Source organism: Bartonella sp. AR 15-3, assembly GCF_002022445.1.
Lineage (GTDB): Bacteria > Pseudomonadota > Alphaproteobacteria > Rhizobiales > Rhizobiaceae > Bartonella.
This window is the reverse complement of sequence record NZ_MUYE01000001.1, coordinates 556,664-581,418: the sequence shown is the minus strand read 5'-3', so window position 1 is coordinate 581,418 and position 24,755 is coordinate 556,664. Positions and strand designations below refer to the sequence as shown.

General features: G+C 35.3%; 18 protein-coding genes, 2 tRNA genes and 1 pseudogene. 12 read left to right on the top strand and 9 right to left on the bottom strand.

Features of this window, described 5'->3' with window-relative positions; genetic code table 11:
• Nucleotides 1-61: 61 nt before the first annotated feature.
• The 3 genes from BAR153v2_RS02640 to hfq form a co-directional block, all read right to left on the bottom strand.
• Nucleotides 62-1,789 carry a hypothetical protein gene (locus BAR153v2_RS02640; protein ID WP_078680188.1) on the bottom strand — a complete coding sequence of 576 codons (1,728 nt, stop codon included), beginning with the start codon at nucleotides 1,787-1,789 and terminating at the stop codon, nucleotides 62-64.
• 141 nt (nucleotides 1,790-1,930) lie between these two features.
• Nucleotides 1,931-3,265 (bottom strand): GTPase HflX, encoded by a 1,335-nt coding sequence (hflX, locus tag BAR153v2_RS02635; RefSeq protein ID WP_078680187.1) that lies wholly within the window; start codon nucleotides 3,263-3,265, stop codon nucleotides 1,931-1,933.
• 40 nt (nucleotides 3,266-3,305) lie between these two features.
• Nucleotides 3,306-3,545, bottom strand: a complete 240-nt coding sequence (gene hfq / locus BAR153v2_RS02630) for an RNA chaperone Hfq (RefSeq protein ID WP_078680186.1) — start codon at nucleotides 3,543-3,545, stop codon at nucleotides 3,306-3,308.
• A gap of 743 nt (nucleotides 3,546-4,288) precedes the next feature.
• Here hfq and BAR153v2_RS02625 point away from each other — a divergent pair.
• The 8 genes and pseudogenes from BAR153v2_RS02625 (at nucleotide 4,289) to mazG (ending at nucleotide 17,353) form a co-directional block, all read left to right on the top strand.
• A complete protein-coding gene (locus tag BAR153v2_RS02625; protein WP_078680185.1) occupies nucleotides 4,289-8,878 on the top strand; it encodes a hypothetical protein in 4,590 nt (1,529 codons plus the stop codon).
• A gap of 326 nt (nucleotides 8,879-9,204) precedes the next feature.
• Entirely contained in the window at nucleotides 9,205-11,559 is a 2,355-nt protein-coding gene (locus tag BAR153v2_RS02620; RefSeq protein ID WP_078680184.1) for an NADP-dependent malic enzyme, read from the top strand.
• 174 nt (nucleotides 11,560-11,733) lie between these two features.
• Entirely contained in the window at nucleotides 11,734-12,018 is a 285-nt protein-coding gene (locus BAR153v2_RS02615; protein ID WP_078680183.1) for an acyl carrier protein, read from the top strand.
• A gap of 10 nt (nucleotides 12,019-12,028) precedes the next feature.
• Complete coding sequence (locus BAR153v2_RS02610; protein WP_078680182.1) at nucleotides 12,029-13,204, top strand: beta-ketoacyl-ACP synthase; 1,176 nt, start codon at nucleotides 12,029-12,031, stop codon at nucleotides 13,202-13,204.
• Nucleotides 13,205-13,219: 15 nt separating this feature from the next.
• On the top strand, nucleotides 13,220-14,494 hold the full coding sequence (locus BAR153v2_RS02605) for a beta-ketoacyl-ACP synthase (RefSeq protein WP_078680932.1): 1,275 nt from the start codon (nucleotides 13,220-13,222) through the stop codon (nucleotides 14,492-14,494).
• A 56-nt stretch (nucleotides 14,495-14,550) separates the two neighbouring features.
• Nucleotides 14,551-15,579, top strand: coding sequence for a zinc-binding dehydrogenase (locus tag BAR153v2_RS02600; RefSeq protein WP_078680181.1), 1,029 nt, complete (start codon nucleotides 14,551-14,553; stop codon nucleotides 15,577-15,579).
• A gap of 5 nt (nucleotides 15,580-15,584) precedes the next feature.
• The gene (locus tag BAR153v2_RS02595) at nucleotides 15,585-16,514 is read left to right on the top strand and encodes a lipid A biosynthesis lauroyl acyltransferase (RefSeq protein WP_078680931.1); all 930 of its coding nucleotides are present in this window, start codon (nucleotides 15,585-15,587) and stop codon (nucleotides 16,512-16,514) included.
• Between the two features lie 23 nt (nucleotides 16,515-16,537).
• Nucleotides 16,538-17,353: pseudogene (mazG, locus tag BAR153v2_RS02590) on the top strand (nucleoside triphosphate pyrophosphohydrolase).
• Between the two features lie 63 nt (nucleotides 17,354-17,416).
• On the opposite strand, the gene BAR153v2_RS02585 reads toward mazG, so the two are convergent.
• On the bottom strand, nucleotides 17,417-17,797 hold the full coding sequence (locus BAR153v2_RS02585) for an iron-sulfur cluster assembly accessory protein (RefSeq protein WP_078680180.1): 381 nt from the start codon (nucleotides 17,795-17,797) through the stop codon (nucleotides 17,417-17,419).
• A gap of 539 nt (nucleotides 17,798-18,336) precedes the next feature.
• On the opposite strand from BAR153v2_RS02585, the gene BAR153v2_RS02580 reads away from it, so the two are divergent.
• Nucleotides 18,337-18,413 (top strand) — tRNA-Pro (locus BAR153v2_RS02580).
• A gap of 194 nt (nucleotides 18,414-18,607) precedes the next feature.
• On the opposite strand, the gene BAR153v2_RS02575 is transcribed toward BAR153v2_RS02580, so the two are convergent.
• The gene (locus BAR153v2_RS02575) at nucleotides 18,608-19,111 is read right to left on the bottom strand and encodes an Hsp20 family protein (protein ID WP_078680179.1); all 504 of its coding nucleotides are present in this window, start codon (nucleotides 19,109-19,111) and stop codon (nucleotides 18,608-18,610) included.
• Nucleotides 19,112-19,366: 255 nt separating this feature from the next.
• On the opposite strand from BAR153v2_RS02575, the gene BAR153v2_RS02565 reads away from it, so the two are divergent.
• The 3 genes from BAR153v2_RS02565 to BAR153v2_RS02555 all read left to right on the top strand — a co-directional run bounded on the left by BAR153v2_RS02565 (nucleotide 19,367) and on the right by BAR153v2_RS02555 (nucleotide 21,169).
• Entirely contained in the window at nucleotides 19,367-20,263 is an 897-nt protein-coding gene (locus BAR153v2_RS02565) for a serine aminopeptidase domain-containing protein (protein WP_078680177.1), read from the top strand.
• 375 nt (nucleotides 20,264-20,638) lie between these two features.
• Complete coding sequence (gene cpdR, locus BAR153v2_RS02560; protein WP_078680930.1) at nucleotides 20,639-21,001, top strand: cell cycle two-component system response regulator CpdR; 363 nt, start codon at nucleotides 20,639-20,641, stop codon at nucleotides 20,999-21,001.
• Nucleotides 21,002-21,094: 93 nt separating this feature from the next.
• Nucleotides 21,095-21,169, top strand: a tRNA-Val gene (locus BAR153v2_RS02555).
• 311 nt (nucleotides 21,170-21,480) lie between these two features.
• Here BAR153v2_RS02555 and BAR153v2_RS02545 read toward each other — a convergent pair.
• From BAR153v2_RS02545 to BAR153v2_RS02530, 4 genes are read right to left on the bottom strand one after another with little or no spacing between them, the layout of a single operon-like run.
• Nucleotides 21,481-21,708 (bottom strand): hypothetical protein, encoded by a 228-nt coding sequence (locus tag BAR153v2_RS02545; protein ID WP_078680175.1) that lies wholly within the window; start codon nucleotides 21,706-21,708, stop codon nucleotides 21,481-21,483.
• Nucleotides 21,705-22,370 carry a lysozyme gene (locus BAR153v2_RS02540; protein WP_078680174.1) on the bottom strand — a complete coding sequence of 222 codons (666 nt, stop codon included), beginning with the start codon at nucleotides 22,368-22,370 and terminating at the stop codon, nucleotides 21,705-21,707. The genes BAR153v2_RS02545 and BAR153v2_RS02540 overlap by 4 nt, the downstream gene beginning before the upstream one ends.
• Nucleotides 22,371-22,384: 14 nt before the next feature.
• Complete coding sequence (locus BAR153v2_RS07635; RefSeq protein WP_198934314.1) at nucleotides 22,385-24,475, bottom strand: hypothetical protein; 2,091 nt, start codon at nucleotides 24,473-24,475, stop codon at nucleotides 22,385-22,387.
• Between the two features lie 19 nt (nucleotides 24,476-24,494).
• Nucleotides 24,495-24,749 (bottom strand): hypothetical protein, encoded by a 255-nt coding sequence (locus BAR153v2_RS02530; RefSeq protein WP_078680173.1) that lies wholly within the window; start codon nucleotides 24,747-24,749, stop codon nucleotides 24,495-24,497.
• Nucleotides 24,750-24,755 lie beyond the last annotated feature (6 nt).

Sequence of the window (24,755 nt, the reverse complement as noted above, 5' to 3'; positions counted from 1 at the left end):
TTCACTATAAAAACCAAAGTCCTGCTAAGATATAATTTACCACTGCTTTGGTACATTACAACTATGTATTGACACGATAAACCTTTTTGGGGAATTTATATACCATCTGCGCTATCCAATTATGTTTATAAAGTGGAACACCACAAACATAATAATCTGTCCATTCTACAATTTCTTCAAGTCCATATTGAGGCTCGATAGTCATCTCTAAAATAATAAAATCATAATCTTTTTTAAATTCTTGTAATATAATAGGAATAGCATTTGAAAATTTTTTTGCACGCTCAGCACTTGTGATACCACGTGGTAAAATATCAATCCCTGTATCATAATCATGATAAATAACATCATGCAATTGTGCACATCCTGTTAAGACGTCGCTCAATCCTGAACGTGGGCCAATCACTTTTTCTATTTGTTGCCCAGAAATGTCTACCAACAAGATTGTTTTATATTCTTTGATAAGATGAAGAGATAATTTTGCTGCTATTCGTGCAGCTTCTGGTCCGATTATTGAAACAACTGTCGAAACACGTGATTTCAGGAAAGCTGATAATTCCTCTATTGTACTCAAAGTTTCAGAACTTCTTTTTGTCTTGAATAAGGAGATACTAGTATTACATTTAAGACTTTCTTTCTCTGAGTTCTTTTTTTTTGTTCCAGAATATTTTTGCAATAATAGCCCTCCTCCCAAAGCGATTAAGCTTACAAATATAATAACAAAAATATTTCTGCTATAAAAATCCATAAAAGAAATTGAGGTTACTTCTATTGGAGTTATCACATGAATCTTTATATTCTGTAATGAAAGAGTATCCTTACTTATTTCTTGGCTTTGTATATCTATCACTGCTTTTATTTTATTTTCTAACTTATTTAACACCTGGTTTAAGGATTGAGACTGATCCTCCACAAAAGTACTAATTTTCTCTCTTAACTGTGTTTCAACACTCTCTGCAATGATCTCATCTAAACGAGTTTGGTCAACAATCTGCGAAATTTTACTTTCTAACTGAGTAGAGAGTTCCTCTATTTCTGCAATCATTGCCTTGATTTGAGGATGTCCCCAACCTAATTGAACGACCATATGAGCTTTTTGTGTATTCAAGAGATCAAGTTTAGCCTCAAGAGCTATAACAGCAGAATTATCTGCTATAAATGACAAAGATAATAAAGAGTGTCCTTGTTGACGCATCATTTTAATAGTTGAATTTAAACTTTTTAAACGAATACGTCTCAAAATTGTATCCGTTAACTGTGCATAAAGGCTATTTAACTCGGCCTGTTTGGCTTCATGACGAATGGTAGAAACAATAGATGAACGAAATGTTTGAAAAATATGAAAAAGTGTACTTTTATCATATTTTTTATCTCGCTTCATGAGCTTATCAGAAAAGTTAGAAAACCAAGTTTCTAAGCCTTGTCGAGCATCTTCAATAGTTTTTGCTTCAAAAGAAAGATCAATAAAATTGCCTTTGCGTAATAATTGAATATTTTTATAAAAACTTTTTACGTATGAATCATAAGAAATTGCCCTGTCAGAACTTGAATAATTTAGAAGAAGAGGTTGCGAAAACAGTAATGCGATAATATTATTTTCTTTATCAGTCGATAATGGTACCCCACTAGAATCGGATAACATAAATGTTAATGTTGCTTGATAAGTTTTTGGATAAACAAAATAATATAACAAAATTGACAATACACAGTGTATTGTTACTAACAAAGCAATTAGAGCTTTTCGCGGCATTATGCGTGCTAACAGTTTTTTATCGCACTTAAAATTCATTTTTATTTTAATCCCCAAAATACATTACTCTTTTTTATTTAAGAAAAAGTAGTAACTATCCCCTTAACTAAAGATTATATTATTGAGAGATAAGAAAACATAAAAATAATTTTTTTATTTACGATAACTTTATTGCATATTTTATTTTATATAGTGCAATCGTTTTTTTGCTTCAGCAGTAAGTACTGCTTTAACAATAATAGAGCCATCATCATTACTTTTTTGTTCTATTTGACTAGAGTTCTTATAGAACCAATCAATAATCCTCATTTCATTAGGCTTTAAAATCAGCTCAACACTCTGTATGTCTCCAAAAATTTTCTTTTCAATAAGGGCTAACAATTGATCTACCCCTTTACCAGTAAGGGCTGACATCATTAGTACAGAATTTAACATTTTTTTTGAGTTTGTCTGCAAAACACCCAATGCGTGCTGATCCAACATATCAATTTTATTCCAAATTTCCACGATATGATCTATGTTATTAATATCAATCCCAAGACTTGAAAGTATTTCAACAACATCTTGAGCGTGAGCATGATGATCAGGATCGGATGCATCTCTTACATGGAGAATTAAATCAGCTTCTATCACCTCTTCAAGGGTTGCTCTAAACGCTGCAATTAAATGTGTTGGTAAATTAGATATAAAACCCACAGTATCGGATAAAAGAACTGTTTGCCCGTGAGGTAAAACAATTTTACGTAAAGTGGGATCAAGAGTTGCAAACAGCATATTCTTTGCCAACACGTTAGAATTACTTAAACGGTTAAAAAGTGTTGATTTTCCTGCATTTGTATATCCCACCAAAGCAATGACAGGATGAGGTATCTTTTTCCTTTTAGCTCTATGAAGAGCGCGTGTTTTAACAACGGTTTCTAATTCGCGACGAATACTGATAATTTTATTTTGCAAAAGACGTCTATCTGCTTCAATTTGAGTTTCACCAGGACCACCTAAAAAGCCACTACCACCACGTTGCCTCTCTAAATGTGTCCAACTACGAACAAGCCTACTTTTTTGATAAGATAAATGCGCCAATTCTACTTGTAGAACCCCTTCCTTTGTTCGCGCCCGATCACCAAAAATTTCAAGAATCAAAGCTGTTCTATCAATAACCTTACAATTCCATAATTTTTCCAAATTACGCTGCTGCACTGGCGTTAAAAAATGATCAACAATTGAAAGCATAATTTGATGCTCATTTATATAATGTGCAAATTCATTTACCTTACCTATTTTAAACAAAGTTGAAGAACATGGTCTAGCAATATTGATAATTTCATAATGAATAACATTCAACTTAATAGCACGCGCTAATCCTAAGGCTTCTCTTACTCGAGAATCTACTGAGCGTTCAGTGGAAGTCTTTTGCTGCTTGTATCCGTAAGAATAGATCGGTACAAAAATAGCAACACGCATCGGCTTCTCAATCTGTGAAACAAACTTTCCAGATTTCTCATTTTTACCTATCATGATAATTTAAATATTATAAAAAGGATAAAAGATATACAATTTATTTATTATCTTCGTTTTCGAAAAGCTGTACAGATTGCCCTGGCATAATTGTAGAAATAGCATGTTTATAGACTAGCTGCTCATGCCCGTCACGGCGTAGAAGAATACAAAAGCTGTCAAATGATGCTACAATACCTGTCAGTTTAACACCATTCACAAGAAAAATTGTAAGAGAAATTTTTTGCTTACAAACTGTATTTAAAAAAATATCCTGCAGGTGTTGTGATTGTTCTGCCATTATTTTTACACCTTTTGTTGTGAAATGCATAAATATTTATCACAATATTTTCTAATATATATCGACTGAAAGTACTAACTTGTCAATGTATTCGTACTAAAAATTTTATAAGATATTATTTTATATTAATATGACTTATGAGCACAACAATTAGTAAAGTCCAATACAAAGAAAGTATGGTAACCTCTTAGTACTTACTGTACATTAATCAATATTATTTCAAGGCTCACTTTTTATTTTTCGGTAAAATATGATGTTTTTTAATTAAAGAATAAAAACTATATTTATTTTATAAGTAATAAATGATTAATCTATCTAATTCAGAAATACAGTAATAGTAATTTTATAAAATAAACTTGTATTCAAACGCATTTTAAACGTAATTTTTAACATCACGTCTTCTTATACAAAAAAGCAAACTAATATGACTTAGAAATTTCCTCACCATATTTAAATACAATTTCGATTAAATCGACCCCATAAAATGCACTACATTCGTAATGTTTTCTATCAATTCGAGTTATCTATAGATAATTCCGTGATAGTTATAATTTTATTATGATATTGTTTTTAATATATTTTTTATTATTTTTGAGCACAAAAAAAAGTCGCGTTAACTTTATCTTGATAAGTTTTTAAATTTTTCTTTAAACGTATTCCTTTCTAAACAATTAACGGTTAGTATATAGAATTATCTGGATAAGGGCGTATTCCTTTTCCATCTGTAAGAGTATGAGGCGAGTATGGCACGCAGAACCAAATTGCAAACATTTGAAATCGAAGTCGAAGAAGCTCTTGAAAAAGCAATGAACTTTGATTTTGATAACACAGAGATTGAAGAAATAATATCAAGTAACTCTGAAAATCTAATTAATGTAGATGATTTGCTTCAAAAAATTGCAACTTCAGAAGAAGAAATCCTTTCTGAAAATGAAACTTCAGGTCTCACCTCATCTAATATTCATGATAATGCTGTTGTTGATGAATCAGTCGCTGAATTACTTTTTGGGCAAAAACCGATTCATGAACTTTCAGGTGGAACTGTACGTGATACACTATTACCCACACACCCTCTCCCTGCGAATGATGATATAACGGTACCTTTCAATTTCAAATCACTAAAACAAAATGCTGTTTCTCGAATTTATTGGAGCACAACAGCTCTCAGCGCTCTATGGGTAACAGGAGGTGCTTTTATTGCTCATAAACTAGCTCCTTCTGGATTAAGTTCTTTAGCAAATATCATTGCCTTCGTTACATCTCCCCTTGGATTAGCTGTAGCAGCAGGAACTACAATTCCTATCCTTATGTCTTGGGGAGGAGCACAACTAATAAAACGTTCAAATGAATTGCGTAATATTGCCATTCTTATGACCAATGCTGCACAACGCCTTAGCGAACCACAGAATATCTCTGAAAAGAAAGCAATTGCTATAGGTCAAACCATTCGTAAAGAAGTGGCTGCAATGAATGAAGGAATCGAACGCACCCTCAATCGTGCTATTGAACTCGAAGCTATCATTCAAAGCGAAGTTCATAATCTTGAACGGGCCTATTCTGAAAATGAATCACGTATTTATACCTTAATTAAAGAATTAAATAATGAACGTACAGCAATCTTAAACCATGCTGATCGCGTACAAACAGTAATCAAAGGAACACAAGAGCAACTGAGCGACGAATTTGATTTAGCTACTTCCAAAATTGCCACCAATGTCGAAAAACTTGCGCAAACTCTTACTCAAACATTACAAAAACAAGGGGAAGACCTTGTTAAAAAGCTCTCTTACGCAGGTGACGATGTAACAAACCAGCTCTTTGAAAAATTTAATGAAACAACATTACAAGTTCAGCAGAAAAATACAGAATTTTTTCATGTATTAGGGAAGACCTTTGATACTTTTGCAGAGCGTTTTGATAATAATGAAAAACAATTAGAAAAAACTTTCAATGAAACAGCTGCTAAAGCTGAAATGCACATTGCTCAACTTTCAACACATATACAAACTGCAACTGATCAAACTTTATCCAAAGTTGATGAGAAATTTAAAACATTAGATGCAGCAATTATTGGCCGTAATAATCAATCATTACAAGATTTTGATGAAAAAATTATGCAGCTTGATCAACAAGCATATAAACTCTCTTCTAAATTTGATAATATCACCTCAGAAGCAATTGAAGCGTTTGGAAAGCGTTTGGGAAGTGTTGACTTATCTCTAAAAAAACACAGCGATACCATTATCGAATCCTTCGTTGCACGCAGTAAAGAATTAGAAAATAATGCTGAAAAGCTCAGTAACTTTCTGGAAGCTCATGCCTCTCAAATCAACGTAAATCTTAAAGAAATAACTACTGATATTACTAATGTATTTACAAATGGACATGATCAGATTTCTTCTGCAGTTAATGCAAGCAAAAAAGTTTTGCAAGAAGAAATCAAAAATGTTGATAATGCAATTATTGACATTATACATGAACGCTCACAAGACTTCAAAACACAAATCGCCAATCAAAGAGATGTAATGGCGATTATGCTCGATAGCGAGAAAAATAAAATTGCTGACACATTAAAAGATCAAATTGATGTATTGACAAAAAATGTTTCAGATGTTGAAAAAATGCTGAGTCAGAATATTCAAATCGTTGATCAACATGCTAAAGAGCATGCTACTAACATCGTTCAATGTACAGAAAAACTACAAGAATCCATCACGCAAAGCTGTGAAACAACTAAAAATGCTGTAGAAGAACAAATTAAAAATATTGATATACGTGCCGATGCTCTTCGTGATTCCTTAGCTATTAATAGTTTTTCTCTTAATGAAATTCTTGCAGATCAAGCACGTGCACTCGAACAACGTATGGAGACAATTCATAATCTTATCGCTAAAAGCGATATACATGTTGATATGGCATTAAAACAACAAGCAAACTTAGTTGAAAATGCAATTATTAATAATAACAAGGTCGTCACAGAAACTGTTCAAAATCATATAAAAAATCTTGAAGGACATACTGATCTCCTTAAGAATACTCTTTCTCAATCAAATGATTTACTCCTTGATACTCTTCAGACACACATAGGATTATTCGACGAAAATTTGGAAAACCGTGCACGTCAAGTTTTTGAACGCGCCGCTACATTGGAAGAAACGTTATCCGAAAAACTTGAGAAAGTATGCGAAACTATTGACATAAAAACATCCACTTTTGAGGAACGATCCGATAGCCTAAAAAGATCTATGGTTCTTAATAATGAACATAGTCAAACAATCCAAAAAGCGCTAGAAGAAAGCGCAGATAATATACGTATCTCATTAGAAAGTTCTGTTGGTGCAATTACAGGTAGCGTACAAGAAAAGTTCATCAATATTTCTGAAAAATTAGCATCAATAATGGCTAATGAAACAGAAAAGTCAGAGGCTTCTCTTGTCGCTGCTGGTAACCAATTTATTTCATCTTTTGCAGATGTTGCTATTAAAGCAACAAATATTATTTCAGAATCTAGCAACCGTATTACATCAAATGTTGAACAAACAGTCCATGAAACTAGTGAGAAAATCGTTTCTACCCTAACTGAACAGACAACTCATACTGCAAATGCCTTCGCAACAGTAACTAATAATGCGCAAGCACTGATTAATGAAACAATTCATGCTTCAGCAGAAGCAGTTAATCAATTACTCAATGAACGCTCTAATGTTCTTCATCAATCGATGTTAGCTTTTGAAAATAATTTAAATCATCAATTAGCTAATGTAAACAATCTCTTAGAAGAGGCAAAAGATCAAACGTCCGAAAAAATTTCAGGACATATGGCACAATTAACAGAATTAACAGGTTATTTGAATCAAGCTACATATAATACAACTGAATCCATTGGGAATTTAACACAGCAAATTTGTGAACAGCTTTCTCTTTCAACACAAGAAGCTGAACAAAGAATTTATGCGCAAAATGAATCCTTAGTGAATACTCTTGCACAAAAAAATTCCGAAACTATTCAAACCATGGCTACTGTACAAGAAGATCTTATCAATAATGTTTCAGCTGTGCTCGAACAATTAAACCAGTCCATTTATAATATTCATGAAAATAGTAACATATTGATATCAACAGTTCAAAGTCTTGACGGTCAGTTAAATGAAACTGCGAATAATTTCTTCCATAATACCAATCAAGTAGCAGAATACTTATCAACATCAAATCAAGAGCTCAATAGCAACGTAGAGACTCTACAAGGACTTTCTCAAAATACATTTGAGCAAATTAGTCATATAACAAATAATTTTGGTGAACATGCTAAAACGCTTTCTGAAGCTATTCGCGTTCTTGAACAATCAGAAAACACACTTAATATAACACTCCAAGAAAAGCAAAACGCACTTTCTGTATTAAGTAACGCCCTTGTTTCAAAATCTGATGAAGTTAATCAACTTATAAAACATTACGAAAATGTTCTTAGCTTAACCTTTGAGCGTACTGATGAAAATACACGTAACTCTACACATTTAATGCAACGAACACTTCATGAATTAATTAATGAAGCTTCAACACGTTTTTCAGAAGCTGCAGAAAATATACGCTTTTCAGCCAATGAAATTCGCTCAGAATTTTCAAAAATTAATAACGATATTGATGAAAGTATTCAAAAATTACCAGAAAAAGCCAAAGAAACAACACAGACAATTCGACATGCCTTAAGTGAACAAATTACAGCACTAAAAGACCTGACAAATATTATGCAAAATACTGAAAAAGACCAATCAGCAGCAACAATACCCGCGTTGTTAACGTCGAATAGTGTAACTCCTGAAATCAATAAAAAAATAATACCACCACAACCTGTTGTACAACCAGGACAAAACAAAACAAAACAAAACAAATGGGTATCAGACCTTTTAAAGAGGGTCTCACATGAAGAAATATTATATTCAGAAAAAAATAACAATTTCTCTTCTTCACCAGAACAAAAAAAGCCCGATTCTATGAATGAATCTCTTAACTCATTAGTAAATAGTATTGTTCAAACCATTAATCATAATGCGGCTGTTGAGTTATGGAATCGTTATAAACGTGGACAAAAAAATATCGTACTTGAACAGCTCTATACACCGAACGGAAAAATAATATTTGAAACAATTAGAAAAAAATATCTAAATAATATAGACTTTAGAGATTCAGTTAGTCAGTATATTTCAGATTTTGAAAAATTATTACGTGATATATCTCGCAATTCTGGAGATATCCGTTTAGCCCGCCAATATCTGACATCAGATACTGGGAAAGTTTATACTATGCTTGCTCATGCAAGTGGGCGAATTCAATAAAATAAAAAGAAAGGTGAAAAAGAGAAAATTTTTCACCTTTTTTCTTTTCAATTTTATCCATTGTACGTAATTATATTATATCTTTACTGAAAGCTTAATCTATTTAAAGTAACAAACATCATAAAACTTTCCGTCAGAAGGATAAAATAATATACTAATATTAATGAACTTATTAATTAATACACTCTCACAAATTGGTTTCGCAATCTGGAAAAATTAACTTATCCTTATACTTTAATATAAAAAAAATCAGAGCCTGTAGTGGATAAAATTGATTATAGATAACAACGCTTCTGTAAATACATACTAACTCGGATATTATAAAAATGTCTAAAAAACAAAATAGCAATACTCGCTTGCAAGAAACTGAACTTGAAAGTGCAGCACTTTTTTATCACCAACATCCAAAACCTGGAAAACTAGAGATACAAGCAACAAAGCCCTTAGATAATCAACGTGATCTAGCACTTGCTTACTCTCCGGGTGTTGCTGCGCCATGTCTTGCTATTTATAATGACCCACAACTTGCATCTCAATATACTTCTCGTTCTAACTTAGTAGCTGTTATATCAAATGGAACCGCCGTTCTTGGCTTAGGAAATATTGGGCCACTTGCTTCCAAACCGGTTATGGAAGGAAAAGCTGTTTTATTTAAAAAATTTGCAAATATTGATGTTTTTGATATCGAACTTGATGCTCCCGATATCACAAAAATGGTAGAAATTGTGTCTGGATTAGAACCAACATTTGGTGGCATCAATCTTGAAGACATTAAAGCTCCAGAATGCTTTGAAATTGAAGAACAACTTCGTGCTAAAATGAATATTCCGGTTTTTCATGATGATCAACATGGAACTGCTATTATCGCTTGTGCTGCCGTATTAAACGCCTTAAGTCTTGTTAAGAAAAAAATTGAAAATGTAAAAATAGTTTCCTCAGGTGCAGGTGCAGCTGCCTTGGCTTGTATTAACCTTTTAGTCTGCCTTGGAGCAAAAGTTGAAAACATTTGGCTTAGCGATTTAGATGGTGTCGTGTATAAAGGTCGCAAAACACTTATGGATCGTTGGAAAATTAACTACGCACAAAAAACTGATGCGAGAACCCTAGCCGACATTATTGATAATGCAGATATCTTTTTAGGTCTTTCAACAGCTGGAGTTTTGAAACCTGAATATTTAAAAAAAATGGCTTCAAAACCTCTAATTCTAGCGCTTGCCAACCCAATACCGGAAATTATGCCAGAAGAAGTAAGTGCACTACGACCCGATGCAATGATCTGTACAGGACGTTCCGATTATCCTAATCAGGTTAATAATGTTATTTGTTTTCCTTATATTTTTCGTGGTGCATTAGATGTTGGTGCAACTGCAATAAATGAAGAAATGAAAATGGCCGCAGTTCATGCGATTGCTGCCCTCGCTCGTGAAGAAACTTCAGATGTTGCAGCATGTGCATATTCAAAAAAACCACCTAGTTTTGGACCAGAGTACCTCATTCCTTCTCCTTTCGATCCGCGTTTAATACTACGCATTGCTCCTGCCGTTGCCAAAGCAGCAATGGAATCAGGTGTAGCAGCACGACCCATTGAAGACATGGAAGCCTATCATGATACCCTTAATCGTTTTGTATTCCGTTCTGGTCTTATAATGAAACCTGTTTTTGCAGCAGCCAAAACAGCAAAATGTAAACGTGTAATCTATGCTGACGGTGAAGACGAACGTGTTCTTCGTACCGCACAAATTGTTCTTGAAGAACAAACAGCTATTCCTCTTCTTATTGGTCGTCCACATGTAATAGAAACAAGATTAAAACGCTTTGGTTTAAAAATTCGTCCTGGCATAGATTTCGAAATCACAAATCCAGAAAATGATCCACGTTTTCGTGACTATGTTAATTTATTTCTACATTATACAGGCAGACGTGGTGTTTCACCTGAAGCTGCGAAAACAATCGTAAGAACATCAACTACAGCTATTGCAGCTCTTGCTGTTATGCGTGGTGAAGCTGATGCAATGATTTGTGGTCTAGAAGGACGTTTCGAACGTAATCTTGAATTAATTAAACAAATTATTGGACTTAATCCAAATGTTAATCATTTTTCTGCAGTCAGTCTCCTTATCTCTACACGTGGTACTCTCTTTCTAACGGATACTTACGTTAATGAAAATCCTTCCGCAGAAGAAATAGCAGAAATGGCAATCCTAGCAGCACAAGAAATTGAAGCATTTGGTATAAAACCAAAAGTAGCTTTATTATCACATTCAAATTTTGGTTCTAAAAATACAGCGAGCGCACGCAAAATGCGTCGTGCTACCGAAATTCTCGCTGAATTATATCCAAATTTGGAAGCAGATGGGGAAATGCACGGTGACGCTGCACTGTCCAAAATTCTTCGTGACCGTGTTTTCCCTGCTTCACGCCTTACAAGCGAAGCTAATTTGCTAGTCTTTCCAACACTTGATGCAGCTAATATCACGCTTAATATCGCCAAAAATTTAACAAATGCACTGCATGTAGGTCCTATTTTGATTGGAGCTGCACGTCCCGCACACATTCTAACACCTTCAGTAACTTCACGAGGTGTTGTTAACATGACAGCTCTTGCAGTCCTCGCTGCAAATAGAAAAAATCTTACAATAAAACAAACGAAAACAAAAAATCCTCACGTAAATAAAACTTAAAAGTCTCTTATAGAAATACTTTAGAAACCAAGCTAAATTTATTGTAAAGTTATTTTCAATATTGAAAAGACAATTGTATTTTGGATTAAGTCTTTTTTTTTAAGGTAAAAAAGGCTAGATAGAATCGTAATTGAAGTTTTTGGTAAAGCTATTAACATAATAAGGAATCATACATTGTCTTCTACTTTTGACAAAGTCGCTGATATTATTGCAGAAATTAGTGAAATTGATCGCGACATGATTACACCTGAAAGCCATACAATTGATGATTTAGGAATTGATAGTCTTGATTTTCTTGATATTGTTTTTGCCATTGATAAAGCCTTTGGAATTAAAATCCCACTAGAACAGTGGACACAAGGAATCAACGAGGGTTCAATTGCAACTGAAGAGTACTTTGTTCTTAAAAACCTTTGCACAAAAATTGATGAACTCATTGCTTTAAAACAAGCTGACTAATTTTTTGGCTATGCAGAATCATGCTGTATTCATTACTGGTATAGGTATTATAAGCTCTTTAGGTGAAGGGACTGTTCATCATTGGAATCAATTAAATAATCCCGCAATTAAACCAAATCTTGATTGTATAACTTTTGCACCTTATGCTGTTCACCAACTGACAGAAGTTGATTGGAATCTGCAAATCCCAAAACGAAGTGACCAACGGCAAATGGGAATATGGCAACGCCTTGGTACCTATGCAGCTGGTCTTGCTCTTGATGATGCAGGTATGAAAAATGACCAACAGTTAACATCAACAATGGATATGATCGTAGCAGCGAGTGGAGGAGAACGTGACATTGCTGTCGATACACAAATTCTTGCAAAAGCACGTACAATCACTCATTATGAGCCTATGTTAAATTTAACCCTTTCGACTGAACTTCGGCCAACTTTATTTTTAGCGCAACTATCAAATCTTCTAGCTGGGAATATTTCTATTGTTCATAAAATAACTGGGTCTTCTCGTACCTTTATGGGTGAAGAAGGAAGTGGACTTTCTGCTATTCAAATTGCTGCTGCACGTATTCGCTCAGGACAAAGCACACACGTACTGGTAGGTAGCTCCTATAATGCAGAAAGCTATGATATGCTGTTAACTCATGAGCTTGGAGGGCTCTTAACACGTGGTGAATGGACACCAGTTTGGTCACGTAATAATTGCCCTGGTGGTGGATTAATTACTGGCTCTGGTGGTGTTTTTCTTGTTCTTGAAAATGGTGAACAAGCTCAAAAACGTAATGCACGCATTTATGCTGAAATTAGTCAAATTATCACGAATCAAACAAATAGAACAAAAAATTCCCTTAAAGATACAATTACTACAATGTTAAAAACAGTAAAAGCTGAATCTTCCTTTACAATTTCAGCTGCCTCAGGTTGTCATGATGTAACAAGAGCAGAGCAAAGTGCTCTTGACAATGCTAATATATTTTACCGTGGTATTACGACATTATTTGGCTATATGCGAGAAGCACAATTTCCTTTAGCACTTGCATTAGCTGCTATTGCTGTTAGAAAAAAACGTAGCTTTCCACCCCTAAGTTCTCATGAAAAGTTATTTTCTGAAGAAATACGTGAAGCATTTATCACAACCATTGGTATAAAAAGAGCTGAAGGTATAGTACGCCTCACTGTTGCATAAAAGAAAGTTTCTATGATGAAATATAAAGATCATCTCGGACGTCCGCTTGTAGCGATCACTGGAGCAGGAGTTGTAACATCATTGGGACAAGGAAAACAGGAAAATTGGAACAAATTAATTAATGGTGTTAGCGGCATCCATAAAATTACACGTTTTCCTGTTGAAGGATTAAATACACATATTGCAGGAACAATTGATTTTCTTGAAGAAAGTACAATCAGTGCTATAGCTCTTTCCGAAAAACTAGCGCATCTTGCTGCAAAAGAAGCTTTAGAACAAGCAAAACTTGATAAAGAAGATTTTAATGGACCATTGTTTTTGGCTGCTCCTCCAGTCGAACTTGAATGGAAAGCGCGCTTCGCTCTTGATAAAGAAGCCATATCTAATGATGACCCCACTTATGCACATCTTCTTGAAGTTTGTAGCCGAAAACCTCATCATGAGCTTTTTGAAACTACTCAATTTGGGACAATTGCAGAAAAAATTCAAGAAAGATTTAGAACAAAAGGGCTTCCCATTACACTTTCAACTGCCTGCGCATCTGGTGCAACAGCTATCCAGTTAGGTGTTGAAGCAATTCGACGAGGTGAAACAGATCGTTCCCTCACAATTGCCACTGATGGTTCGGTTTCAGCGGAATCCCTTATCCGTTTTTCACTATTATCTGCTCTTTCTACCAAAAATGATCCAGCAGAAAAAGCAGCAAAACCATTTAGCCGCGATAGAGATGGTTTTGTGATGGCAGAAGGATCAGCTGCTCTTGTCCTTGAGTCTGTTCAAAGTGCTTTAGCTCGTAAAGTAGAAATTCTAGGGATTTTGGCAGGCTGCGGAGAAACAGCCGATGATTTTCATCGTACACGTTCAAAGCCCGATGCATCACCTGCAATTGGAGCAGTCCGTAAATCCTTAGCTGATGCAAAAATAACTATCAATGAAATTGATTACATCAACGCGCATGGAACCTCTACACCCGAAAATGAAAAGATGGAATATCTAGCACTATCAACAGTTTTTGGTGATATCTTAAAGCATATTCCAGTCTCTTCTAATAAATCAATGATTGGTCATACATTAACTGCTGCAGGAGCTATAGAAGCAGTTTTTTCGCTTCTAACCATCCAAACAGGGATACTCCCCCCTACAATTAATTATGATGATCCTGATCCTACAATTCCTTTAGATGTTGTTCCTAATCGTAAGCGGAAAGCTTGCATAAATGCAATTTTATCTAACTCATTTGGTTTTGGAGGCCAAAATACCAGCCTTGTTATTACAGCGTATAAAGGATAATTAATTAAATTGATCTGAAAACTATCAATCTTTATAGACACTCAAAGAGAATAATAATGCGTGCACTACAACTAATTAATGAGCGCCAACTTAAAATTACTGATATTACTCCTCCACCACCACCAAATCCGGGTGAAGTCACAATACGTATAAAGACCGTTGCCCTTAACCATATCGATGTATGGGGATGGCGTGGGATGGCCTTCGCGAAAAGAAAAATGCCGCTTATTATAGGTGCGGAAGCTTCTGGTGAAATTGCTCAATTAGGAGATGGCATTGAAAATTTTCAAGTTGGGCAACTTGTTTCAATTTACGGAGCTCATACTTGTGGTCTATGCCAAGCCTGCTGCAAAGGAATTGATAATCTTTGCGATCATGTAAAAGGTGTATATGGTTTTCATCTTGATGGATTTGCATGTGAACTTGTCAATCTGCCAGCGCATTTATTGGTGCCAGCTCCCTTAGAATGTGATGAAATAAAAGCAGCCGTTGCCCCTATTACCTTTGGAACCGTAGAGCATATGCTGTTTGATAACGCGAAATTACAAGTTGGAGAAACAATTCTAATACATGCGGGTGGTTCTGGTATTGGATCAGCAGCTATTCAGATTGCAAAAAAGGCGGGATGTACAGTCATTACGACAGTGGGTTCAGACAACAAAATTGAAAAAGCACAATCTCTCGGAGCAGATCACGTTATTAATTACCGTAAAGAACGTTTCGAAGGTATTGTTCGTAAATTAACTCAAAAAAAAGGTGTTGATGTTGTTTTTGAGCATGTAGGCGCTGATACATGGGCAGGTTCTATGCTGAGCATGAAACGTGGAGCACGTTTAGTAACTTGTGGTTCAACTTCTGGTATTTCAACATCTATAAATTTAATGCAACTGTTTCAACAACAACTGAAAATATTTGGTTCATTTGGTTGTCGTATGGAGAATATGACAAATGCCATGCAGAAAATGGCGCAAGGAATTGTATATCCTGTCATTGATACAATTATTAATTTTGATAAAATCGATATAGCTTTAAAACGCATGGAAAGCCGTGATGTTTTTGGAAAAATCATCCTAATGATTAATTAATTATGATAAAGTGTTATATTAAAATTTTAATGCATCGTATTAAAATTAATACAAAAAATTGTTTTAATTTTCTGTGGGCATACCTATTAATCGGTTTTTTAACCATTCTACGATATCTTCCTGCTAATATTGGCTTTTCTTTTTTTTCCTGGTTAGCAAAAACATTTGGTCCTTTTGTACCTCGCCATAAAATTGTACTTTCTAATCTTCAAGCTGCGTATCCAGAAAAAACAAAACAAGAATTGCGTAGAATTGCAATAGAAATGTGGAAAAATATGGGGCGGCTTCTAGCCGAATATGTTTTTCTTGATAAAATTTTTGATTTCGATCCTAATGCTGATAAACCAGGATTGGTTGAAGTTAACGGCATTGAAATATTTCAACGGCTAAAGAACGAAAAAAAACCATATATTTTTTTTACAGCCCATACTGGAAATTTTGAGCTCCTTCCTATATGCGCTCAAAGTTTTGATCTTAACGTCACAGTATTATTTAGGCCACCCAACAATCCATATATTGCAAAACAAGTTCTTAAAGCTCGCAGAAACTCTATGGGACATCTTGTACCATCCAAAGCTGGCGCAGTCTGGACACTGGCAGCTAAATTAGCAAAAGGTGAAAATATTGGTGTTCTCGTCGATCAAAAGTTCCGTCGAGGTATTCCTGGAACATTTTTTAACCGACCAGTTAAAACAAATCCTTTAATTATAAAACTCGCTCGGCAATATAATTGTGATATTTATCCGGCACGTTGTATCCGACTCCCTGAAGGGCGTTATCGTCTAGATTTATATGAACGTGTAGACTTACCTCTTGACGAAAAAAATGAAATTAATATAGCTGCTGCCATACAAAAATTAAATGATATTGTTGAAGCTTGGGTACGTGAATACCCTGAACAATGGATGTGGTTTCATAGACGTTGGGATGTATAATTATAGCAGATAAAAAAACATTAATGTTAGCATCAAAAGATATTAATGACCTTATTTCAACTGTAACAGCATTACGAAATCATGAGAGTGCTTGCGCTTGGAACATAAAACAAACTTTTGCATCTATTATACCTTATATGCTTGAAGAAACTTACGAAGTTATTGATGGCATTGAATGAGGTAATCGAACAGATCTTTGTGAAGAACTCGTCGAGTTTCTTTTAAAGGTAGTGTATCAGGCTACGATTGCTACAGAAGAAAAAAGTTTTACTTTTGAAGATGTTGTTTATGCAATTACGGAAAAAATAATTCGCCGTCATCCTCATATTTTTGGAAATGCAGAGCAAAAAAAGCCGTGTTTTTTTAGAAGGAATATAGAAACATAGAAAGAAAATGGAAAAAGCTAAACAGACAAAACAATATGAAGAAATAAGTGTAGCAGATAATAGGACTAATAAGTTATTTTATCCAAGAAAATCAGCTCGACCAGCAGATCAAGAAGCACTCGCATTACAAAGCATAGCTGCTAAAGTTGGTTTTGAGTGGTATGAAAATGATCAAATTTTTGCAAAAATCAAAGAAGAAATCAATAAACTCAAAAAAGCAATAAAAATCAAAAAATCCGATATAGAAATAGAATTTGGTAATCTTTATTACACGTTATTGTATCTCGCACGTCACTTGAATATCGATCCCAAAAAGTACTTTAAAAAACTAATATAAAATTTTGAAATCGCTTTGCGAATATTGAAGAAAATCTATCAACTCAATCTAAAATGCTAATCGGTGTATCTTTACAAGAAATGGAAGATCTTTGGAATAAAGCCAAAAATGAATAATAAAAAAATTATTTATAATAGCTTAACAGATATAATTAGAAATATTATATAACCATCTGTTATTTAATTAAATTTATTGTATATTTCATTTATCTTATTTTGTGAGACAGGACGAATCTCTACGGATTCACCGCATCCACAGGCCGAAACTTGATTAGGATTATTAAATATAAAACCTGAGCGCAATGTTGTTATCTCATAGTCCATCTGCGCTCCTAATAAAAATAATACTGCATTGCGTGCAATAAAAACACGAGCACCATTAACTTCAACAACATCAGCATCATGGATCTCTTCTGTTACAAGAGTTATTGTATATTCCATACCCGCACACCCACCTTTCTTGACACCAACAAGAATACCGTATGCATTTTTTGTTTCCATAATAGCTTTAACGCGATCTATGGCAGCTTCTGTCAAATTTATTACTGAAAAACGGCTCATCGTTTATTCTTCTTTCACGAACAAAGATTTTAGCTGCGATAATATTATTTTTAATATTAAAAACAAGGCCGGATTAAACAGATAAAATTATGTATACATCTCTTTAGATTTTTATGGCTACTCCTTTTACACTCTCTTTAAAGTAGTTAAAAAGTTCTTTTTGTTCTATTTAATCTATAACTGTCTCAATATAATTATAATTGATTTATCCTTAAAGCAGATTCTCAGCATACAGAGAAATATGAATGAGAGTTCCTTTCTCTTCCACCAATACCGCAGTTAAAAATCTATCCACTTTTTCTATCATTATACTATAATAATCCTTAAGCTATACATACAGAAGCTACTAAAAATTAGTAAATAAAGAAAAAACTTTGTGATCTGATTACTTATACCAAACAAATTATAAACACTGGATTATAAAATCTTTCTTTCATCATCTTAGTGGTTCTTTCTTGTCACAAAAGACTACTCTGGTAGATTTCATGTTATTTTTTCTTGCCTTTAAAGAAAGAGTTGTTTAGTCGTGCTAAATAGTTCGGAGCGTAGCGCAGCTTGGTAGCGCACTTGACTGGGGGTCAAGGGGTCGTGGGTTCAAATCCCGCCGCTCCGACCATCCTTTAGAATCAAGAAGAGAAAGGGTCTTTTCCTAAAGAAAAAATTTCTCCAATTTTCATATATAATTTAAAAAATCTATCTACTTTTTCAATTATTTATGGCCGTTCTTTACATAAAGAATCTTTAGAATTTCTTTTCAAGGCACCATAAAAAACGCGAGATTTTATCCCGCGTTACTCAAATAACCTTAAACTATAATTGTTCTTTTGCCTTAAGTTTTAAATTTTCTGTACATGTATTGTGATTATTATTATTTTTAGTAGCAGATGGTGATGTTTGCACAACTATTTTTCTTGGCTTTAATTCAGCTGGCATTTCCCTTTTAAGTTGAATATGGAGAAGACCGTCACTCAGTTCAGCTCCAATAACTTTAACATGATCAGCTAAATGAAAACGACGTTCAAAAGCCCGTGAAGCGATTCCTCGATAAAGAAATTCACGTCCTGCACCGTCATTTTCTGGTATTTTCTCACCCTTAATGGTTAGCTGATTACAATGTATTTCAATATCAATTTCATTTTGTGAAAAACCAGCAACAGCCATAGAAATTCTATAAGAATCCTCACTTAAACGCTCAATATTATATGGTGGATAAGAAGAAATATCATCCAATTGTGTCCTGGAATCAAACCAATTAAGAAGATGGTCAAAACCTACTGTTGAACGATAAAACGGTGAAAAGTCTACTTGACGCATAAGCTTGCCCTCCTTTAGAGCGACTATAATTGATCCTTCAAGTCTCCAAATGGCAGATATATTTGCAGACCAACAGTCCCATCACAGCGACTGTAATGTTTATTTGGTAATAAATCTTTTTTATTTCAACTCTTTTGTATTTTAATTTGCAAAAATACACTAAATAACTGTTTTTTAACTCTTCATCAGCATTACAAGTAGCAATTTTTTTATTTTGCATCAACCTGTGCACATACATCAACAAAGGATGCCTAATTGAATACACCTCTTTATTCTCCAGACTATAATTCTTCTCTGTCTAATACATGTAGTAGCTATTTCAAAATAACTAATGGTCGTCAGATTCATTTTGCAATAACAAATTCTGCAATAGAAAAAGCTAAAGGAACGGTTATTATTCTCAAAAACTATGCAGATACTTTAGAAGAATACTTTTTAGCAATGAATGAAATCTCTCAACGCGGTTTTTATAGCACAATATTTGATTGGTTTGATCAAGAAAAAAAACAATTTAATAAACAGAAATGGTATCGACATAATTATTTTAATATTAATAATTATATAAATAATTTATATGAATTTCTTAAAACAATTATTTATCCTAATTATCCTCCACCTTACTACATGCTTACTTATGGTATGGGAGGACTAATAGCACTTAACGGGCTAAGCCTTATCAATCATCAGTTTAACAGAATGCTTTGCGTTTCTCCTCTTTTTGCTCCGTTAGGCAATAAAACAAATAGTTTTCAACATAAAATAACACAATTTTTTTCTGATATAGGCCTTGGCTTTTTACCTATTAAAGATGGAAAAAAATTAAACCGGGAAAATACACAATCTAATCTTTCTTTTAATTCAACCACATCCCAATGCTTGTCTTCAACACTTAATGCAATCGACGCAATGAAAACAAATATATTTCATGGGAAGTTACAAATTCCAACACTGTTTATCCTTGCTAATCAAAATAATATTACGAATAATATTGAAGTACGGCAACTATGTCGATCAACACGTTTAACAGAGAGTATTACAATTATAGGAGCTGAGCTTGATACTATTATGCATGAAGAATACTATTCTAAACAATTTTGGGCTGCATTTGACTCTTTTATTTCTAACAGCCACCAAAAATATAAAATTTTTTAATAAATACATAGTTTTCATATTATCAAAGGTGCTACCTTATCATATAAACTTTCAATATAGAATAAGTTTTTAATATTAGCAGCTCTTAAAACTGATAAAATAATGAAATGTATATAATCAATATAAGAAGTGAAAAGAAATAAAGCTTGCAATTAAGTGAGCTGAAAACTTCTAACTATCTGTTTCTTAAACAAAACTATGTATATAATGAATTTAAAAATTAAAAATAATATGCGAATTCTGAAGAACAAGCTAAGAAATTAACCATTTCGCCATTCATTTTGATTATAATTATTTTATAGCTTTTTCTATAAATGCTCTCATTGTATAAATCAATATGATAAATTCTGATAAACAAAGCAATTGGACATAATGATGAAACGAATCTTGCTTGCAGAAGATGATAATGATATGCGTCGCTTTCTAGCAAAAGCACTCGAACGTGCAGGCTATGAAGTTACTGATTTCGATAATGGAGTTAGCGCATATGAATGTTTACAAGAAGAGCCATTTTCTCTTCTACTTACCGATATTGTGATGCCAGAAATGGATGGAATTGAATTAGCACGACGCGCAACTGAAATTGATCCTGATTTACGAGTAATGTTCATTACAGGCTTTGCAGCAGTTGCATTAAATTCAAATCATGATGCTCCTCCTGATGCTAAAGTACTGTCTAAGCCATTTCATCTACGTGAATTGGTTAATGAAATTGAAAAAATACTTATAGCTGCTTGAAAAAGATATTTTAAATTATTCGTAATTTTATTATAAAAATTCAATCGAGCATTAACATTTATAGTTTTATATGGGATGCTAGCATTATATAATGGGCGTGTAGCTCAGCGGGAGAGCACTACGTTGACATCGTAGGGGTCACAGGTTCGATCCCTGTCACGCCCACCAGGCATGTTTTCTTTTAGCATAAGATATTGATTTTATACATGTTTTTTTAAGGTGCGGGATGCTTAAATAAAGGTTAGGGAATAGGATTTTATGTTTTCTCTAAAATATATTGCCAATTAATGTCTTCTTTTGAGTTATTTTTATCCATCTTTTATCTTTGTGATTCGATTTTTTGTGCACCTTTCCACCCACATACATGAGCGCCTTGTTTATTGTGCTTTAAGATCTCTCTTGCTAAGTGTGAACTGATGGCGTTTAAATCTTGCCGGCTTAAGTAAATAGGCAACCAACCAACACAAGAAGACGCAAGCTTATTTGTCGCGCACCCACTCAGAGAGATCAGCACGCACATCGGCATCATTTTTCTTATTAACTTCATTTTCTATTTCCAGCCGTGTTATTGCTCTTTTGACTATGCTCTCTCTTTGTTTGTGCCGTTCAGTCTTCTTACCCAAACGAAAAACCCTCATTAAAGCTATAAAAAAAGCGGTTAAAACCGCCATCATCACTGCAAAATATTTTTTTCCCAGAAAAATCATAAACGTTGCTCACACAAGCGCTTAACAATAAACACTAACCCTACACAGGATGCAAAAACCATAATCGTCGCTAAAGCCCATTGCATAGGACCGCTCCCTGCTAATAATTCCCCAAATCCCGAAAAAGAAGCTATGATAGGGGCAAGAATTTCTGCTTTGAAAAGCCCTGTGGACTCTAGCTTTTCAACTGGCTGATAATTAGACGAAACATACGCACTCTTAGCCCATAATCCTGCCTCTGCTGCACGACGATGGACGAGACCTTTCAAACGCTTGCCTCCTGCTTTTGTCCATTTCTGCAATTCAATGGGTACAGATTCATAATCCCCTTTATTAAGCTTCCTAAGCAAGGTAGAATTTTGAAAAGCTCTTATCCCTATATTATAACAAAAGGAAACAAGAGCTCCAAACTGCTCATCACTTAAGTTGACATAAACCGCTTTCTCTACCGCCCGCTCATATTGACGCAAATCCGACAAAAGCATAGTTTCCGCCTTTTTTTCTGTAATGACCATGCCTTCAAAAACGATTGGTTTACCGGCTTTTTCCGTATGACCATATCCTATGGTCCAAATGCCAGAAGCATCTTGATAAGCATAAAGCCGTAGCCCTTCCCATTTCTTTAAATAATTGAGACAATTTTTACTGATTTTTCGTGCCATTATTCACTTCCATTCTATAAGTAAACCTTGATTAATACGGCGCCATCGCCACCATCGCCACTAGATGAGGACGTTGCATCTTTTCCAGGAAAATAACCGCCACCGCCACCGCCAACACCATTACCACCACGACCACCCTTACCGCCCCACATGCTACCGCCACCATTACCACCACGACCGCCGCCATGACCACCACCGCCGCCGCCGCCGCCATAAATACTATCACCACCATCACCGCCATTACCACCGCTACGACCGCCACGACCGCCGCCACCACCGCCGCCATAAATACTACTCCCACCACGACCACCCTTACCACCCCAACCGCCATTACCGCTATTGCCGCCACGAAAACCATTACCACCCATCCCCCCTAACCCTCCTCCACCATAAACACTATCACCACCATCACCGCCATTACCACAATTACCTTTGTTAATGGGCAAACCACCGTTACCGCCCTTACCACCATTGGATAAAAAATTATCACCACCATGACCACCACGACCGCCGTTATCACCGCCCTTACCACCCAAACCGCCATTACCGCCATTGCCGCCAAGAAAACCATCACCACCAGCACCAAGTTCAGCATTTTCACCGTCAAATCCACCTGTTTGATGAGGTTGTAATGAGGCTCCACCAAGAGCTATAATAAATTGACCAACTTTTGTTTCTCTGCCACCATGATCATCATCAGTCCTTCCTCCTCTTCCAATTTTCACTGAACTCTTGCCAAGAAACTTTTTCCTTGTTCTTACGTATGTACAACAACCACCAGCACCACCACAGCCAACAGAACTACTAACCCCAGCATTGCCTCCTCCCCAAGCCCATATTTCAAGTTCTGTCTCATCAGTAATACCTTCTGGCCAAGGGATCTCTCCACTTTCTGTCATCAAAATTTCAATCGGTTTCAGAGCTCCGTTACAACTACAACTCCCACCGCCGCTGCTATTGCTGCTATGTGCTTGTATCGAAGCGAGGAGATGAACCGGTGAGATTAGACCACCCTCTGTTTTGGTGCCATTAATCCAGTCTTGCTGTTCAAAAGCTTGCATGAGATCAACTTTTTCCTGCACCTTATCCGCTGTCTCTTTCGCTTTATCAGCTGTTTCTTTCACAGTACTGATGGAATCTTGTGCATCCTGAGCTGTACTTTGTGCAATAGTAGCAATAGCTTGTGCTTCTGAAGCATGAACTTCTGCTTTCTCCGCTCTATTGAAAGCGCTCTCAGCAGTTTCCTTTGCTTCACCTGCAATACTCGCACATCCTTGAGCCGTAGTTTGTGCATCCACAGCTTTAGTTTCTGCACCCTTTGCTATACTTAATGCGCTGTCCGCAGCTTCTTTTGCTTCATGAGCTGTATGAACCCCACATTCCGCTGTCTCTTTGGCATCATGAATGCCTTCTTTAATCGCCTCAATCTCTGCTATCTGTATGCGCTCTTCAGCTGTTAAGATAAAATGCTTCTCTCCCTCTCGCATATTGTCCATATCAAAAGCATCTTTGCCCACTTTTTGTGGATCATAGACCGACTTTGACATCCCAAGAGACTTCGACAACGAAAAGTAATGGATGGTATTTTTCAGATCAACAGGCGAAATAGGATAGTTGATCCCCTCATCGCCTGCATGCCACTTTTCTATCGTGGGACCCAAAGAACTAAGCCACTGCAACTTTAATCTTTCTTCCTCAGACAAAATCTTTTTTGTAGGACCCTCACTCATATTTTCCATCGAAAACGCACTTAACCTGATATTGTCTGGGTCATAAAGTGAGGCTTTCATATCACCAACCTCTAAAGAGGATGGTGTGACCCAACCAGCCCCGGATAAAAGCGTCTCTTCACCAGGATAACCGCTGGCTTCTATATCATAAACTGTGGCTTTATCTTTGTAAGCAAGGGCCCCAATATCTCTCTTAGCAACGGCATCATCGGCCTTTTTGCCTTGAGCAGCGGTTGCAAAATAATTGACAGAATAAGCTGCTGCACTGCCTACTGAAACAGGGGCAAGAGCCTTACTGTCTGAAAGACCTTCTTTGACTTCTTCTTTGGTTGCTGGTTCAAGCGTAAATGTATGTGTATGGTGTGGAAGAGGCATGGCATTCAATTCCTTAAATTCATTTTTGAGGGGGTGTGGAAGGGGAACACTGCAAACGTAACTCATCGATCATTTTTTGTAGAGTTTCCAGGCGTTCATCTGTTGCTTTTTGCTGCTCCATAAAAGCACTGGAAAGATCATGCTGAACATCCTTTTTAATCATAGCGATGATCTTATTTAACGGTGCATGAACTATTCTATGACTGGCATAAAAAAGAACGCGGATTTGCTCCGCGTCAGTAATATCATCAATAGCAGAGGGATGATTAAACATTCAAAA